General features: G+C 50.2%; 15 protein-coding genes, 2 tRNA genes and 1 other annotated feature. Of the genes, 3 read left to right on the top strand and 14 right to left on the bottom strand.

Annotated elements, in window-relative coordinates:
- Nucleotides 1–20: 20 nt before the first annotated feature.
- The 11 genes from DW819_RS05615 to DW819_RS05575 form a co-directional block, all read right to left on the bottom strand.
- Nucleotides 21–476, bottom strand: a complete 456-nt coding sequence (locus tag DW819_RS05615) for a SpoVA/SpoVAEb family sporulation membrane protein (protein WP_118732437.1) — start codon at nt 474–476, stop codon at nt 21–23.
- An 83-nt stretch (nt 477–559) separates the two neighbouring features.
- The gene (locus tag DW819_RS05610; protein WP_243025622.1) at nt 560–991 is read right to left on the bottom strand and encodes a stage V sporulation protein AB; all 432 of its coding nucleotides are present in this window, start codon (nt 989–991) and stop codon (nt 560–562) included.
- Nucleotides 981–1,613 (bottom strand): stage V sporulation protein AA, encoded by a 633-nt coding sequence (locus DW819_RS05605; protein ID WP_118732435.1) that lies wholly within the window; start codon nt 1,611–1,613, stop codon nt 981–983. Before DW819_RS05605 ends, DW819_RS05610 begins: the two co-directional genes overlap by 11 nt.
- Entirely contained in the window at nt 1,610–1,765 is a 156-nt protein-coding gene (locus DW819_RS15615) for a hypothetical protein (protein ID WP_177304494.1), read from the bottom strand. Before DW819_RS15615 ends, DW819_RS05605 begins: the two co-directional genes overlap by 4 nt.
- 124 nt (nt 1,766–1,889) lie before the next feature.
- Entirely contained in the window at nt 1,890–2,609 is a 720-nt protein-coding gene (locus DW819_RS05600; protein WP_118732434.1) for a SigB/SigF/SigG family RNA polymerase sigma factor, read from the bottom strand.
- A 4-nt stretch (nt 2,610–2,613) separates the two neighbouring features.
- Nucleotides 2,614–3,030 (bottom strand): anti-sigma F factor, encoded by a 417-nt coding sequence (gene spoIIAB, locus DW819_RS05595; protein WP_118732433.1) that lies wholly within the window; start codon nt 3,028–3,030, stop codon nt 2,614–2,616.
- A 95-nt stretch (nt 3,031–3,125) separates the two neighbouring features.
- Nucleotides 3,126–3,467: an anti-sigma factor antagonist gene (locus tag DW819_RS05590; protein ID WP_118732432.1), complete on the bottom strand. Its 342-nt coding sequence runs from the start codon at nt 3,465–3,467 to the stop codon at nt 3,126–3,128.
- Between the two features lie 105 nt (nt 3,468–3,572).
- Entirely contained in the window at nt 3,573–4,877 is a 1,305-nt protein-coding gene (locus tag DW819_RS05585; RefSeq protein ID WP_118732431.1) for a tetratricopeptide repeat protein, read from the bottom strand.
- Between the two features lie 12 nt (nt 4,878–4,889).
- Nucleotides 4,890–5,024, bottom strand: coding sequence for a hypothetical protein (locus tag DW819_RS16060; protein WP_279220941.1), 135 nt, complete (start codon nt 5,022–5,024; stop codon nt 4,890–4,892).
- A gap of 75 nt (nt 5,025–5,099) precedes the next feature.
- The gene (locus DW819_RS05580) at nt 5,100–6,350 is read right to left on the bottom strand and encodes a folylpolyglutamate synthase/dihydrofolate synthase family protein (RefSeq protein WP_118732430.1); all 1,251 of its coding nucleotides are present in this window, start codon (nt 6,348–6,350) and stop codon (nt 5,100–5,102) included.
- Between the two features lie 43 nt (nt 6,351–6,393).
- Nucleotides 6,394–9,045, bottom strand: coding sequence for a valine--tRNA ligase (locus DW819_RS05575; RefSeq protein WP_118732551.1), 2,652 nt, complete (start codon nt 9,043–9,045; stop codon nt 6,394–6,396).
- 62 nt (nt 9,046–9,107) lie between these two features.
- Nucleotides 9,108–9,389: a binding site (T-box leader), on the bottom strand.
- A gap of 229 nt (nt 9,390–9,618) precedes the next feature.
- Between DW819_RS05575 and DW819_RS05570 the strand changes: the two genes are divergently transcribed.
- Nucleotides 9,619–9,691: transfer RNA gene (locus tag DW819_RS05570), tRNA-Val, on the top strand.
- A 14-nt stretch (nt 9,692–9,705) separates the two neighbouring features.
- Nucleotides 9,706–9,779: transfer RNA gene (locus tag DW819_RS05565), tRNA-Met, on the top strand.
- A 103-nt stretch (nt 9,780–9,882) separates the two neighbouring features.
- Here DW819_RS05565 and DW819_RS05560 read toward each other — a convergent pair.
- From DW819_RS05560 to DW819_RS05550, 3 genes are read right to left on the bottom strand one after another with little or no spacing between them, the layout of a single operon-like run.
- On the bottom strand, nt 9,883–10,479 hold the full coding sequence (locus DW819_RS05560; RefSeq protein WP_118732550.1) for a class I SAM-dependent methyltransferase: 597 nt from the start codon (nt 10,477–10,479) through the stop codon (nt 9,883–9,885).
- 20 nt (nt 10,480–10,499) lie between these two features.
- Nucleotides 10,500–10,841, bottom strand: a complete 342-nt coding sequence (locus DW819_RS05555; RefSeq protein WP_118732429.1) for an arsenate reductase family protein — start codon at nt 10,839–10,841, stop codon at nt 10,500–10,502.
- Complete coding sequence (locus DW819_RS05550; RefSeq protein WP_118732428.1) at nt 10,804–11,046, bottom strand: hypothetical protein; 243 nt, start codon at nt 11,044–11,046, stop codon at nt 10,804–10,806. Before DW819_RS05550 ends, DW819_RS05555 begins: the two co-directional genes overlap by 38 nt.
- A gap of 196 nt (nt 11,047–11,242) precedes the next feature.
- Between DW819_RS05550 and DW819_RS05545 the strand changes: the two genes are divergently transcribed.
- The coding region (locus DW819_RS05545; RefSeq protein ID WP_118732427.1) for a ribonuclease H-like domain-containing protein at nt 11,243–12,384 on the top strand (1,142 nt) is incomplete at its 3' end.

Here is a 12,384-nt window from a genome sequence, read left to right as displayed (position 1 = left end):
CGCATAACCTCATACAGTTTTTACACGAGTCCAAAGAACTTTCCGATTAGAAGCAGGATCCCCAAAATCCAGCTGGTAAATACACCAAACAAAATCACCGGTCCTGCAATGGTGAAAATCTTACATCCAATCCCGAACACGTGTCCCTCTGCCTTATACTCAATAGCAGGCGCCACCACGGAATTCGCAAAGCCGGTGATAGGAACCAGTGCCCCGGCTCCCCCCCATTTTACTATCTTCGGGTAAATACCAAAGCCAGTCAGCAAAATACTGGTCAGGATCAGCTCCACCAGCATCCAGGTCTGAGCATCTTCTTTTTCCATTCCAAGGTAGTTCATCATCAGCATCACCGAAGCCTGTCCCAATGCGCAGATGGTTCCGCCGGTCACAAAAGCGTGCAGCATGTCACTTCCCAGTTCATTGACTGGAGTAATCTGTTTGACGTATTCGTCGTAGGCTTTTTTATTTAATTCCATGGTATATTCTATCTCCTTTGCTCTGTTTTCTCTGCCTTATTCTATCTCTGCACCCACAAAATGCGCCTGCTCTGATTCCAGCATCATTCCGCTGCCATTCCGCAAAAGAAATACGCCAGCGATCCGGCCAGCTTTCCCAGGGCAATGGACAGGATCAGATACTGCAGTCCCACCGCCAGATAAAGCCGCCTGCCGATGACCGGAAGTGCCTTTAAGGTTTCCGCCAGCGACATGACCAGACATCCCACAAAGATTCCCACAGACAGTCCGAATATGCTGAGAAACAATGTGGAAAATCCATACATGGGAATGGGAAACTCATACAGATCCGCAATATTTCCCAGCACCCCTCCGGTCATGATAACCGTTCCGTACAACAAAATATGCCTCTTTGTTCCAGTCTTTCCGATCAGCCGCGGAAACACGCCGATCATGACCAGAAATGCAAAAACGCCCGCCGCAATGATGCCCCCGGAACTAAGACCAATAAAAACGAGGACCAGTTTACGAAACATCAATGCCCCTCTCCTTTCTGGAATCATTCTGAATCACAGTCTTGCAGATGTTATCCTCATACAGCCGCATTTCCACCTCCAGCGGCGTTGGATCTGCGCTGATTTTCCATTTCGCAAAATGGTTGAAAAATGCAAGGATCCCCACCGCCAGTCCCACAGAATAAGACACTTCCAGCATCGTGTGCCCATTCGATTCCCGGCCGGTGATCAGACGGTATACCTCGCCAAACACCGATGTGACACTGACATCATTGTTAAAGGTCATAATGGCAAAGGCTGCCCCGCAAAAACAGATCATACAGACAAACATGGTCTTACACCACTGCCAGAACAGCTTCTGCTTCACCCTGGGCTGGTAATCAATGATAAATTCCACCTTTCCCACGTTATTGACTGTTACGGAAGGATCTGCCGCTTCCAAAATCCGTATCACATTCAGGGCATTTTCCACATATCGTTTTCTCTTCTGTTCCCGGATCGTTTTAATTTTCAGGCTGGCACAGCGGTTTTGCACATGGGTATCGCTGCAATAAATTTCTGCCACATCTTTCACCTGAATATCCGGCTTGTGCAGTTCCGTAATTTCCCTCAGATTCAGATAGACCGTGTTCTGTGCACTCATGCAGCCACCTCACGTGTAATGGAGAAGACCAGAGTTCCATCCGGTTCTTTCGCTTCATCTCCGTGAAAAAAGCAAAGCCATACGGCTGTCATGACCAGAAGCAGTACGCCCAGCACGGCTAACAGCATGGCCTTTGACTTCCAGAATTTCATTTCTGCTCATCCCTTTCCCGCCGTCTTCTTCCTGTTCCGGCTGAATGGTACTGCATTTTCACCTTGTCAGTTCCATTCAGCCGGTAGAATGATGTTTCCGGCTTTCTGTACTCAGTATGCGCAGTTATGCCCCCAGATATTCCCGCATCTTCTTCAGGATCCGTTTTTCCAGCCGCGACACCTGCACCTGGGAAATATTTAAGTCTGCTGCAATGCGTGTCTGAGTCTGGTTTTCAAAATAACGCCTTACGATAATCTCCCGGTCCTTTTCCGGCAGCTTTTCCATCAATTGCTTTAATACCAGGCGGTTCATAAGCTGTTCCTCATTCTGCGTTCCATCCGGGATCCGGTCCATGAGACGCAGGCCGCCCTCATCACCATTTCCGCTCTCCCGGTACAGGGATTCTATCTCTGCCCCCGCTCCCATGCAGGCTGCCACCTCCTCACAGCTGATATCCAGCTCCTTCGCAATTTCCGCAAGTCCAGGTTCCCGCCCGGACTTTGCCGTCAGCATTTCCCTCGCCCTGCGGACGCGAAGTCCCAGCTCCTTCATGGACCGGCTTACGCGGATCATTCCGTCATCCCGCAGAAAGCGGCGGATCTCCCCAGCGATCATCGGCACGGCATATGTAGAAAACCGGACCTGAAATCCCAGATCAAACTTGTCCACCGCCTTTAACAGGCCGATACACCCGATCTGAAACAGATCCTCCAGTTCGTGTCCCCGCCCGCTGTAATGCCGGGCCACGCTCCAGACCAGCCCCACATTCCCCATAACCAGCTGCTCCCTCGCTTCCTCATCACCGGCATGCGCACGCCGGATCAGATCCATTGTCTCATCCATGCGATCACCTGCCGATTTGTTTTCTCATGACAACCTTTGTCCCTTTGCCAGGTTCCGATTCCACATGCACCTGATCCATGAACGCCTCCATAAAGGAGAATCCCATGCCGGATCTGGTTCCGGTCTTGTCGGTGGTAAACATGGGTTCCATGGCTTTTTCCACATCCCGGATCCCAATGCCGTAATCTTCCACCACTACCGTCACCTCTCTTCCCTCAATTTCCACCTCCACGGTAATGGTGCCGCTCTCCCCACCATATCCATGAATCTCCGCGTTGGTTACCGCCTCAGAAACCGCGGTCTTCACATCATCGATTTCCTCCAGCGTCGGATCCAGGCGGCTTATGAACACCGTCACAACCACCCGGGCAAATTCCTCATTCTTTGAAAGGCTCTCCAGTTCCATCCGAAAACGCTCCATAAGTTTCCCATCCTCCCGTTTTTCAGCTTTTCGATTCTTTCGTCCTGCCTGTTCCAATTCCCGACAGACACATGTTTCCAGTATCAGTCGGGAGATTATCCCGCGATTGCCGCTTCCTTCGTATCAAAATATTTCATCAGCCGTCCGATACCGCCAATGGCCAGTACCCGTCCCACTTGGGCATTCACGCCATAAATGGTCACCGTGCCGCCGCTTCCCGCCATCTGTTTATAGCGGTTTAATAAAATTCCGATACCGGAGGAATCCATAAACTCTGTTCTGGAAAAATCAAAGACCACCTTGCTGATATAGTTTTCTGCCAGCAAAAGGTCTGTTTCATATTTCAGGTTCCGGCAGTTATGATGATCCAGTTGTTTCGGCAGATGGATCACCAGGGTCTGCCCGTGAGCTTCATAAGAAAAAGTCTGTCCGTACATATAAAATCCCCCATTTCCTGTGAATTATAATAAAGAAAAAAGATACGGCAGAGCGCGCTTCTCACGCTTTCTCTGTCGTATCTTTTATGATCATTTTCTATTTCTTTAGTATCCTCTCTGGGTCTTTGCGTCATCCACATAATCGGAATTCGGATAATTCATGATGATATCGGTAAAATACTGGGTCGCAGTCTCCTGGTCCCCGGCAGCCACATAAGCCATGCCAAGCTTGTAGATCACCTCCGGGTTGTTCCCCCTGATCTGCAGGCTCTTCTGGTAATAGTCTGCTGCTCCTGCCGTGTTCCCGGCTGCCAGCGCCTCATCTCCCAGGTTCATCAGAAGTGTATATCCATTTTCTGACATATCCTTCTGGATCCAGGCCACCGTTTCATTCAGTACACCGTCATTTAAGACAGACCAGTCCGTGTCCACATACAGAAGCGCAGCTGTCTTCTGATCCTCATCCCGGTATGCCTGCAGGATCTTAACCAGATTCTGATACTGGGCCAGAGTTCCACCGCTGGAATTCTGCAGATTCTTCAGATTCTCCTCTGCCTCATCCTGCGCACTCCTAGCTGCTTCCATCTGCTGACCCAGGCTGTCAATCTCAATGTTCTTCTGATTGAGTTCCTCCAGCGTATCCTTCAATTCCTGATTATGCTTTGCGTTCAATGCCTCGGTATTGGCCGGCATGACCAGGAAAAAGATCACCATGGCACCAAGCACCAGGCCAACCAGAATGTTGAGGACCGACTGCCAGCCGGTATTCTCTTTATAGCTCGGCGGCATGATGATGTCGTCATCCTGCATCTGCCGGTGCGAAAATGCATTCTGCAGCTTCCGCTTTTCTACCTCAGCCTTACCGGTATTATGCTTGGCGATATCCATATAATGAAGTACCCATGGGTTATACCGGTCAATCTTTAATGCCTGATACAGGCACCGTCCTGCCTTGATATAATCCTCCTGATGAAGATACAAAAGGGCCAGAAGCTCCTGAGCCTTGACATACTGCGGAAATTCTTCTACCATGCGCATCAAAAGCAGCGTTGCCAGATCCTCATTGTCATTCTGTGCATAAATCAGAGCCTGGTTGTACTTCTTAGCTGCCTGATCTGCCAGCTCCAGATACCCTCTGGCGGCATGGACCTTTCGCAGATACTCCTCCGCCAGATTGTCCTGCTCCTGCAGGTTTAAACTGATGACCCATTGAGTCAGCGCTGATCCCACCTCGCCGATCTCATTATAAATGAGACCTAACAGGTTTCTCGCATCGGTCTGGTACTTGTCAAACCGGAGACTCTTCTTCAGCGCAGTCACCGCGCCGGTCAGATCCCGGCTCTTTGCTTTTTCCAGGCCAATGTTGTAATAGGCATTGGCAATCTGCCGGTTTTTCGTTCCTGTTTTCATAGTTGTTTCCTGTTACTCCCTGTTTTTCAGCAGTTCCACCATCAGATCTGTCATATCCGTCAGATCCTCTTTTACAATCTGCGTTTCCACATCGCCCACTTCCAGACTCGGCTGGAACCGTGCAACCTCTTCTTCAAAATCCAGCATGCTTCTCCTCACTTTCTCAAGCTGTCACCACTGCATCGGCAAAATCTGCTGCCATCACTGTATCATACGGAATTATCAGTTCAGAAACCCCCGGCCTGCAGACCGCAGCAGCTTTAAATCCTCCAGAATCTCTCCGATCAAATACAGGGATCCCACCATGTACAGGCGGTCTTCCTCTTTCTTCCCGGAAAGCACATGCGCCAGCGCGTCTTTTGTGGAGTCAAAGGCTGTCACTCTGCTGCATCCGGCTTCCTCAAACTGCTTCGCCAGCGCAGCTGCCTGAAGACCGCGCTCACTCTTCAGCTGTACCACCGTGACCGATTCCAGAACAAGCTGTGTGCAGAGCAGGCGGATCATCTCGTGGTAATCCTTGTCCGAAACTGCAGCAAACAGAAGCTGGATATGTGATGGATCCTGTTTCTTCACTGCCTGGACAAATGCACGGATACCACCCGGATTATGCGCGCCATCCACCCAGACATCCGGTGCCACCTGCTGCATCCGTCCGGTCCAGCAAACCGATGCCAGTGCCTTTTTACAGATATCCGCTGTCACACCGGAAATGTCCAGAATTTCCAGAACCTTCACCGCCAGAGCCGCGTTCATGGCCTGGTACGGTGCCGCAAAGGAAACTCCCCGGTAGGAATCTTCTGCCGTAAATCCGTAAGCCGCACTGCCAAGCCTGTCCGCAGCCTCCGCAATGACAGCTCCTGCAGCCCGGTCATTCTTGTCATACACCACCGGCACCCCGGGCTTGATGATACCGGCCTTCTCTGCCGCGATCAGCTCCACCGTATCTCCAAGATACTGGGTATGGTCGAGGCTGATGGAGGTGATCACGCAGGCCAGCGGGTGCCGGATCACATTGGTCGTATCCAGCCGTCCGCCCAGTCCCGTCTCCAGAACCACAAAGTCCGGTTTCATCCGTCCGTATAGGTCCATGGCCATCAGAAACACAAACTCAAAAAAGGTAGGATGCGCGTAGCCTTCTGCTATCAGCCTGTCCGTGACTGCCTTTACCCGGGCGAAGCTCTCTGAAAATCCGGCTTCTTCCACAGGGATGCCATCCACCAGAAAACGCTCTGTCACGTCGGTAAGATGCGGAGACACAAAGGTTCCCACATGATATCCGGCTTCCATGAGCATGGCAGTTAAGTCCGCGCAGACCGAACCCTTTCCGTTGGTCCCGGCCACATGGATGATGCGTAACTGCTCGTCCGGATTTCCCAGCTCTTCCAGGAAATGCCGGACCTCATCCAGCGTATTTTTCTTTTTTGTCCAAAGCGGGATTGCCAGCAGGTAATCCCGCGCTTTTTTGTCTATCATTGTTATATATGCCTGTCCATTCTCAAATATGAACGATTACCGATTACTTTAACTGAGCCAGACGTGCTTTTACCTGCTCCATCATCTGGGTATACTTTTCCAGCTTTGCCTTCTCTTCGTTGATCTTTGCCTCCGGAGCCTTGCTTACGAACTTTTCATTGGACAGCATTCCGGTTACACGGGCAAGCTCCTTTGTGAGACGCTCTTCCTCTTTCTGCAGGCGCTCGATTTCCTTCGCAATGTCAACCAGCTCTGCAAACGGGATGTAGATGGATGCCTCCGGGATTACTACGGATACTGCGTCATCGGCAATGCCCTGCTTGTCAGACTGTAAGAATACCTCGCTTGCATAGCCCAGAGTTGCAAAGAACACCTTGCTGTGCTCGAAAATCTCAAGCAGCTTCTGATTCTCGGAAACAACGTATACTTTTGCCTTTTTGCTCGGAGCTACGTTCATGGAGGTACGTACGTTACGGATTGCGCGGACTGCTTCCTTGATGGTCTCGACTGCGTACTCCTCCTGCTCGAAGTTCCACTCTGCCTTGTACTCCGGCCAAGCAGATACCATAATAGAAGCTTCCTCATCCTGCAGGTTGCAGAAGATCTCCTCAGTGATGAACGGCATGTACGGATGTAAGAGCTTTAAGGAGTTGATGAGTACCGTCTTTAAGGTCCACAGTGCTGCTGCCTTGGTGCTGTCCTCGTCATTCCACAGACGCGGTTTTACCATCTCGATGTACCAGTCGCAGAACTCCTCCCAGATAAAGTCATAAACCTTCTGCAGACCGATGCCCAGCTCAAACTTATCCAGATTCTCGGTGACATCCTTTGCCAGGGTATTTACCTTGGACAGGATCCACTTGTCTGCCATGGTCAGGTCATCTAAGGAAACCTCGTGGACCGGAGCCTTCTCCATGTTCATCATGATGAAACGGGATGCGTTCCATACCTTGTTTGCAAAGTTACGGCTTGCCTCAACTCTCTCCCAGTAGAAACGCATGTCGTTGCCCGGTGCATTACCGGTGATCAGGGTCATACGCAGGGCATCTGCACCGTATTTGTCGATCACCTCCAGCGGATCGATACCGTTGCCCAGGGACTTACTCATCTTACGGCCCTGGCTGTCGCGCACCAGACCATGGATCAGTACGGTATTGAACGGGCATTTTCCGGTCTGCTCATAGCCGGAGAATACCATACGGATAACCCAGAAGAAGATGATATCGTAGCCGGTTACCAGCACATCCGTCGGATAGAAATATTCCAGCTCTTTGGTCTTCTCCGGCCAGCCCAGGGTAGAAAACGGCCACAGGGCAGATGAGAACCAGGTATCCAGGGTGTCCTCATCCTGCTTTAAGTGGGTGCAGCCGCACTTCGGACACTTCTCCGGCATGGATTTTGCAACGGTGATCTCGCCGCACTCCTGGCAGTAGTATGCCGGGATACGATGTCCCCACCACAGCTGTCTGGAGATACACCAGTCACGGATTCCCTCTAACCAGTGCAGATAGGTCTTTCCGAAGCTCTCCGGAACGAACTTTAAGTCACCGTTCTTTAAAGCTGCGATAGCCGGTTTTGCCATTTCCTCCATGCGGACGAACCACTGCTGTTTTACCATCGGCTCAACGGTGGTCTTGCAGCGATCATGGGTTCCTACATTATGAGAATGCGGAACAACCTTCACCAGCAGTCCCTGTTCCTTCAAATCCTCTACCATAGCCTTGCGGGCCTCGTAGCGGTCCATGCCATCGTACTTACTGCCCTTGCAGTCTATGGTTGCGTCATCGTGCATGATGCAGATTTCCGGCAGGTTATGGCGGCGTCCTACCTCAAAGTCATTCGGGTCATGAGCCGGAGTGATCTTCACACAGCCGGTACCGAACTCTTTGTCAACATACTCATCCGCGATGACCGGGATCTCACGGTCAGTCAACGGCAGCTTTAACATCTTGCCGATGATATCCTTGTAGCGCTCATCCTCCGGGTTCACTGCAACAGCAGTATCACCAAGCAGAGTCTCCGGACGGGTGGTTGCGATCTCAACAAAACGACCGTCCTCGCCAACGATCGGGTAATTGATGTGCCAGAAGAAGCCGTCCTGCTCCTCATGCTCAACCTCTGCATCGGAAATGGAGGTCTGGCAGACCGGACACCAGTTGATGATGCGGGAGCCTTTGTAGATGTAGCCTTTCTCGTACAGCTTTACAAATACCTCAAGCACTGCATCGGAGCAGCCCTTGTCCATGGTAAAACGCTCTCTGTCCCAGTCAGCGGAGGAGCCCAGCTTGTGCAGCTGCTTGATGATGCGGGTGCCGTACTCCTTCTTCCAGTCCCAGCATGCTTCCAGGAATTTGTCGCGGCCCAGGTCATGCTTGTCCACGCCCTCTTTTCTCAGCTTGTCAATGACCTTGACCTCCGTTGCGATGGCTGCATGGTCCGTACCCGGCTGCCACAGAGCCTCGTAACCCTGCATTCTCTTATAACGGGTCAGGATATCCTGCATGGTATTGTCCAGTGCATGGCCCATATGCAGCTGACCGGTAATGTTTGGCGGAGGCATAACAATAGTGAAAGGCTTCTTGCCCTCTCTCTTTCCGCGCTCAGCGTCTGCGTGGAAATACTTGTTGTCCAGCCATTTCTGATACAGTTTTTCCTCAATGGCAGAAGGGTTGTAATTCTTTTCCAGTTCTTTCATGATCATTTCCTTTCCTTATGTGTAAAAATAAAAATACCCTTCATACAGAATCTGCGTTCTGCATAAAGGGCGAAAAGTTCCGCGGTACCACCTTTGTTTCTCACTTTGTCACTGCTGCCGCTTAAGGCAACAGCTGTCTCCTTAACGCGGATCAGACGGGAATCCTTACTTTATGTTGGTCCGGATCGCAGGTTTCGTTTCGAAACACTCTGCGTTCCAGACATGATTCAGGATTCCGGCTCTGAAGCTACCTTCCGTGCGTGCCCTCTGAAACCATCTTCCAGCCATGGATGGTTCTCTCTGACAGAAGCTTACGACATACTCCTCTTCTTCCCAGCCTGTTTGCATATCGTGAATATTTTAAAGCAAAGAGCGCCAAGTTGCAAGGGGTTTCGGGAAAATTTATGATTCTTTTCATTTTTGCAGCGGACAACACACTCCTTTTTATAGCAGGCAATACCATTAATTCTAAATTAATTTTGAAAAATTGTATAAAAAGTGTTGACAATTAGAACAATACGAGTTATACTACGTAAGCACTGTTGAGTGAGACATCACTCAGACAGAAGATATGGGGTCTTAGCTCAGCTGGGAGAGCATCTGCCTTACAAGCAGAGGGTCATAGGTTCGAGCCCTATAGGCCCCATACCAATGAAATATGGCGGAATAGCTCAGTTGGCTAGAGCACACGGTTCATACCCGTGGTGTCGAGAGTTCAAATCTCCCTTCCGCTACTAAATCAGGCAGTCTGTGTAAAACAGATTGCCTTTTTCTTTTTTAATCGCATGCCGAAGCAAAAACAGGAAAAAGCAGCCACTAATATGACTGCCCCATCTTTCACTCCAGCACAAACTCTACAATCCGCTCTCTCGCATCGTTTCCATCAAACAGCTCCCGGCAGTCAATTTCATCCGCAAACACCAGCTCGTCCACGGTCATCAGATACGCCAGATATTCATCCGACGGATAATAGAAAAACAGCCGGATTTCCCGATGTGTCCCATACCAGGAATCCAGGATCCGCCGGATCACTTTCTGCAGCAGTTCCACCGAAAACGGATTGAAAAAATATGCCCGGTTCACTGCGTCCGGCACCGGGAACTCGCCTGCGTCCGCCAGAACAAACTCTGTCCTGCCGCCGGATACGGCTGTCTTTTGATTCTCTGCAGCTGTCTCATAAATCCGCGGATCATACTCCACACCGATGCTGTGACAGCGTGTCTGATAGGAAAGATAACAGTCCACCCGTCCTTTGCCGCAGCCATAGTCTAACAGCGTATCCCCTTTCCGGATCCGGCCACTGTTTGCAAGACGTTCTAACACGGCATACGGAGTTGGCTCATAGGGATAACGGTACTGGTCTGCATTGGAATCATCCCGGCCCAGGGTCTTAATTTTCAGGAGACGGTCCCACTGTTTCTCTTCCTGTTCCATGTTTCTTCCGCGCATGATGTTTATGACCAGCCCTTCCACACTTCCGGCTGATAGCCAAGCGTTGACTGCTTTCCGTTTCGCACGACCGGAGTTTTGATTACCTGGAGATTTCCCAGAATTTTCTCCAGTTTATCCTCCGGCGCCAGATAACGGATCAAAGCAAGGGTATCCTGATCCTTCGCATCCGGGTTCAGCATAGCCTCCACACCGCCGTTTACCTGTGCCACAGAATTGAATTCCCCCTTGCTCATCCCCTTTTCCTTCATATCAATAAACTGGTATTTGATGCCGCGCTCCTTGAAAAAACGCTCCGCCTTGCGGGTGTCACTGCACTTTTTTGTGCCAAAAATCTGTATGTTCATTCGTATATCCTCTCCGTTTCTCCAGTTCACATGGCCAGTAATCGCCCACATCCAGGCCCTGTTCCGTCAGCCACGCATCTTCCGCCGAAACATAACGCTCATTTCCTTTTTCGTCCGTCAGGGTAACAGAAACTTTCGGCAGCTGTCCAGACAGCCTTCCCTCACAGCCATAATCTCCATCAAAAATATGCTTGATTTTCCACATGATATCTCTTGTACCTCTTTTTCAACCACTTTTCTCTTTCACAGTATAGCGAATTATCGGTCTCCTATCAAGAGCCGTTACCATAATTCGATTTGACATCACATCCTTCCACCGCTATAATCGAGTTGCGGTTTCCGCTTCAGAAGCGCCGAATGCGGTATCTGCCCATACTTCCAAAGACAAGGAGTTTACTACATTGATCACCATAGAAAAAAAGCTCCAGCTTCCCGATACCTATCCTTTAGAGCGGATCGGAAAACTGGAAGATCTTCTCTTTTTTGATATTGAAACCACCGGTTTCTCCGGTGACCGGTGCCAGCTGTATCTGATCGGCTGCACCTACTATAAAGATAATACCTGGAATCTGATCCAGTGGTTTGCCGATACCAAAGCGGCTGAAAAAGATCTGCTGGATCATTTTTTTGATTTTCTGAAGCAATATAAAACCGTGGTTCATTTCAATGGAGACGGTTTCGATATCCCGTTTTTGCAGAAACGCTGCAAACATTTTGACCTGCCCTGCGGATTTTCCGGAGTTTCCAGCTTCGATATTTATAAAAAGATAAAACCGTACCGGAATCTTCTTGGTCTGGACAATTTGAAGCAGAAATCCATTGAACAGTTTCTTGGTATCGCCCGGACAGACAAATATAACGGTGGACAACTCATAGAAGTTTACAAGGATTATCTGATGACCCACGAGCAGAACTTATATGATCTTCTCATTCTGCACAACGAGGATGATTTAAAAGGCATGCCTTCCATTCTTCCTATTCTGAATTATCCGGATTTCCTGGAACATCCGTTCACACTGTCCGACCAGGAAATTGTAGATGAACCAGACGCAAACGGACACTTCCGTCATCTTTTAAAGCTGACCTGCAAAAGCTTTTGTTCCATTCCGGTCCCGGTAAAAGCGTCCATGGCTCCGGCACGCTGCACGATGGAAAAGGATCAGATCACCTTCTTCGTGGAACTGACAGAAGGAACCTTAAAGCATTTCTATCCGGACTATAAAGACTACTACTACCTGCCATTTGAAGACCGTGCCGTTCACAAAAGCATCGGCTCCTGCGTGGATAAGGATGCCCGGGTAAAGGCCACCGCGGCCAGCTGCTATACCAAGACCACCGGTTTTTTCCTGCCCCAGTTTGAGGACATCTGGGAGCCGGTCATGAAGCAGGAGTACAAAGACAAAATGCGCTATGCGGCGCTGGGTGATGTATATCTGTCCGATCAGGCTGCCCTGCAAAAATACACAAATGCCATTCTGGCGTATGATCGAGTAGGAGGCGGCTATCGCCGCCGACCTCTCACACCACCGGACATGCGGTTCCG

Origin of the sequence: Clostridium sp. AM33-3 (assembly GCF_003480315.1) — a bacterium.
GTDB lineage: Bacteria > Bacillota > Clostridia > Lachnospirales > Lachnospiraceae > Brotaphodocola.
This window is presented reverse-complemented; position numbering and strand designations above follow the sequence as displayed.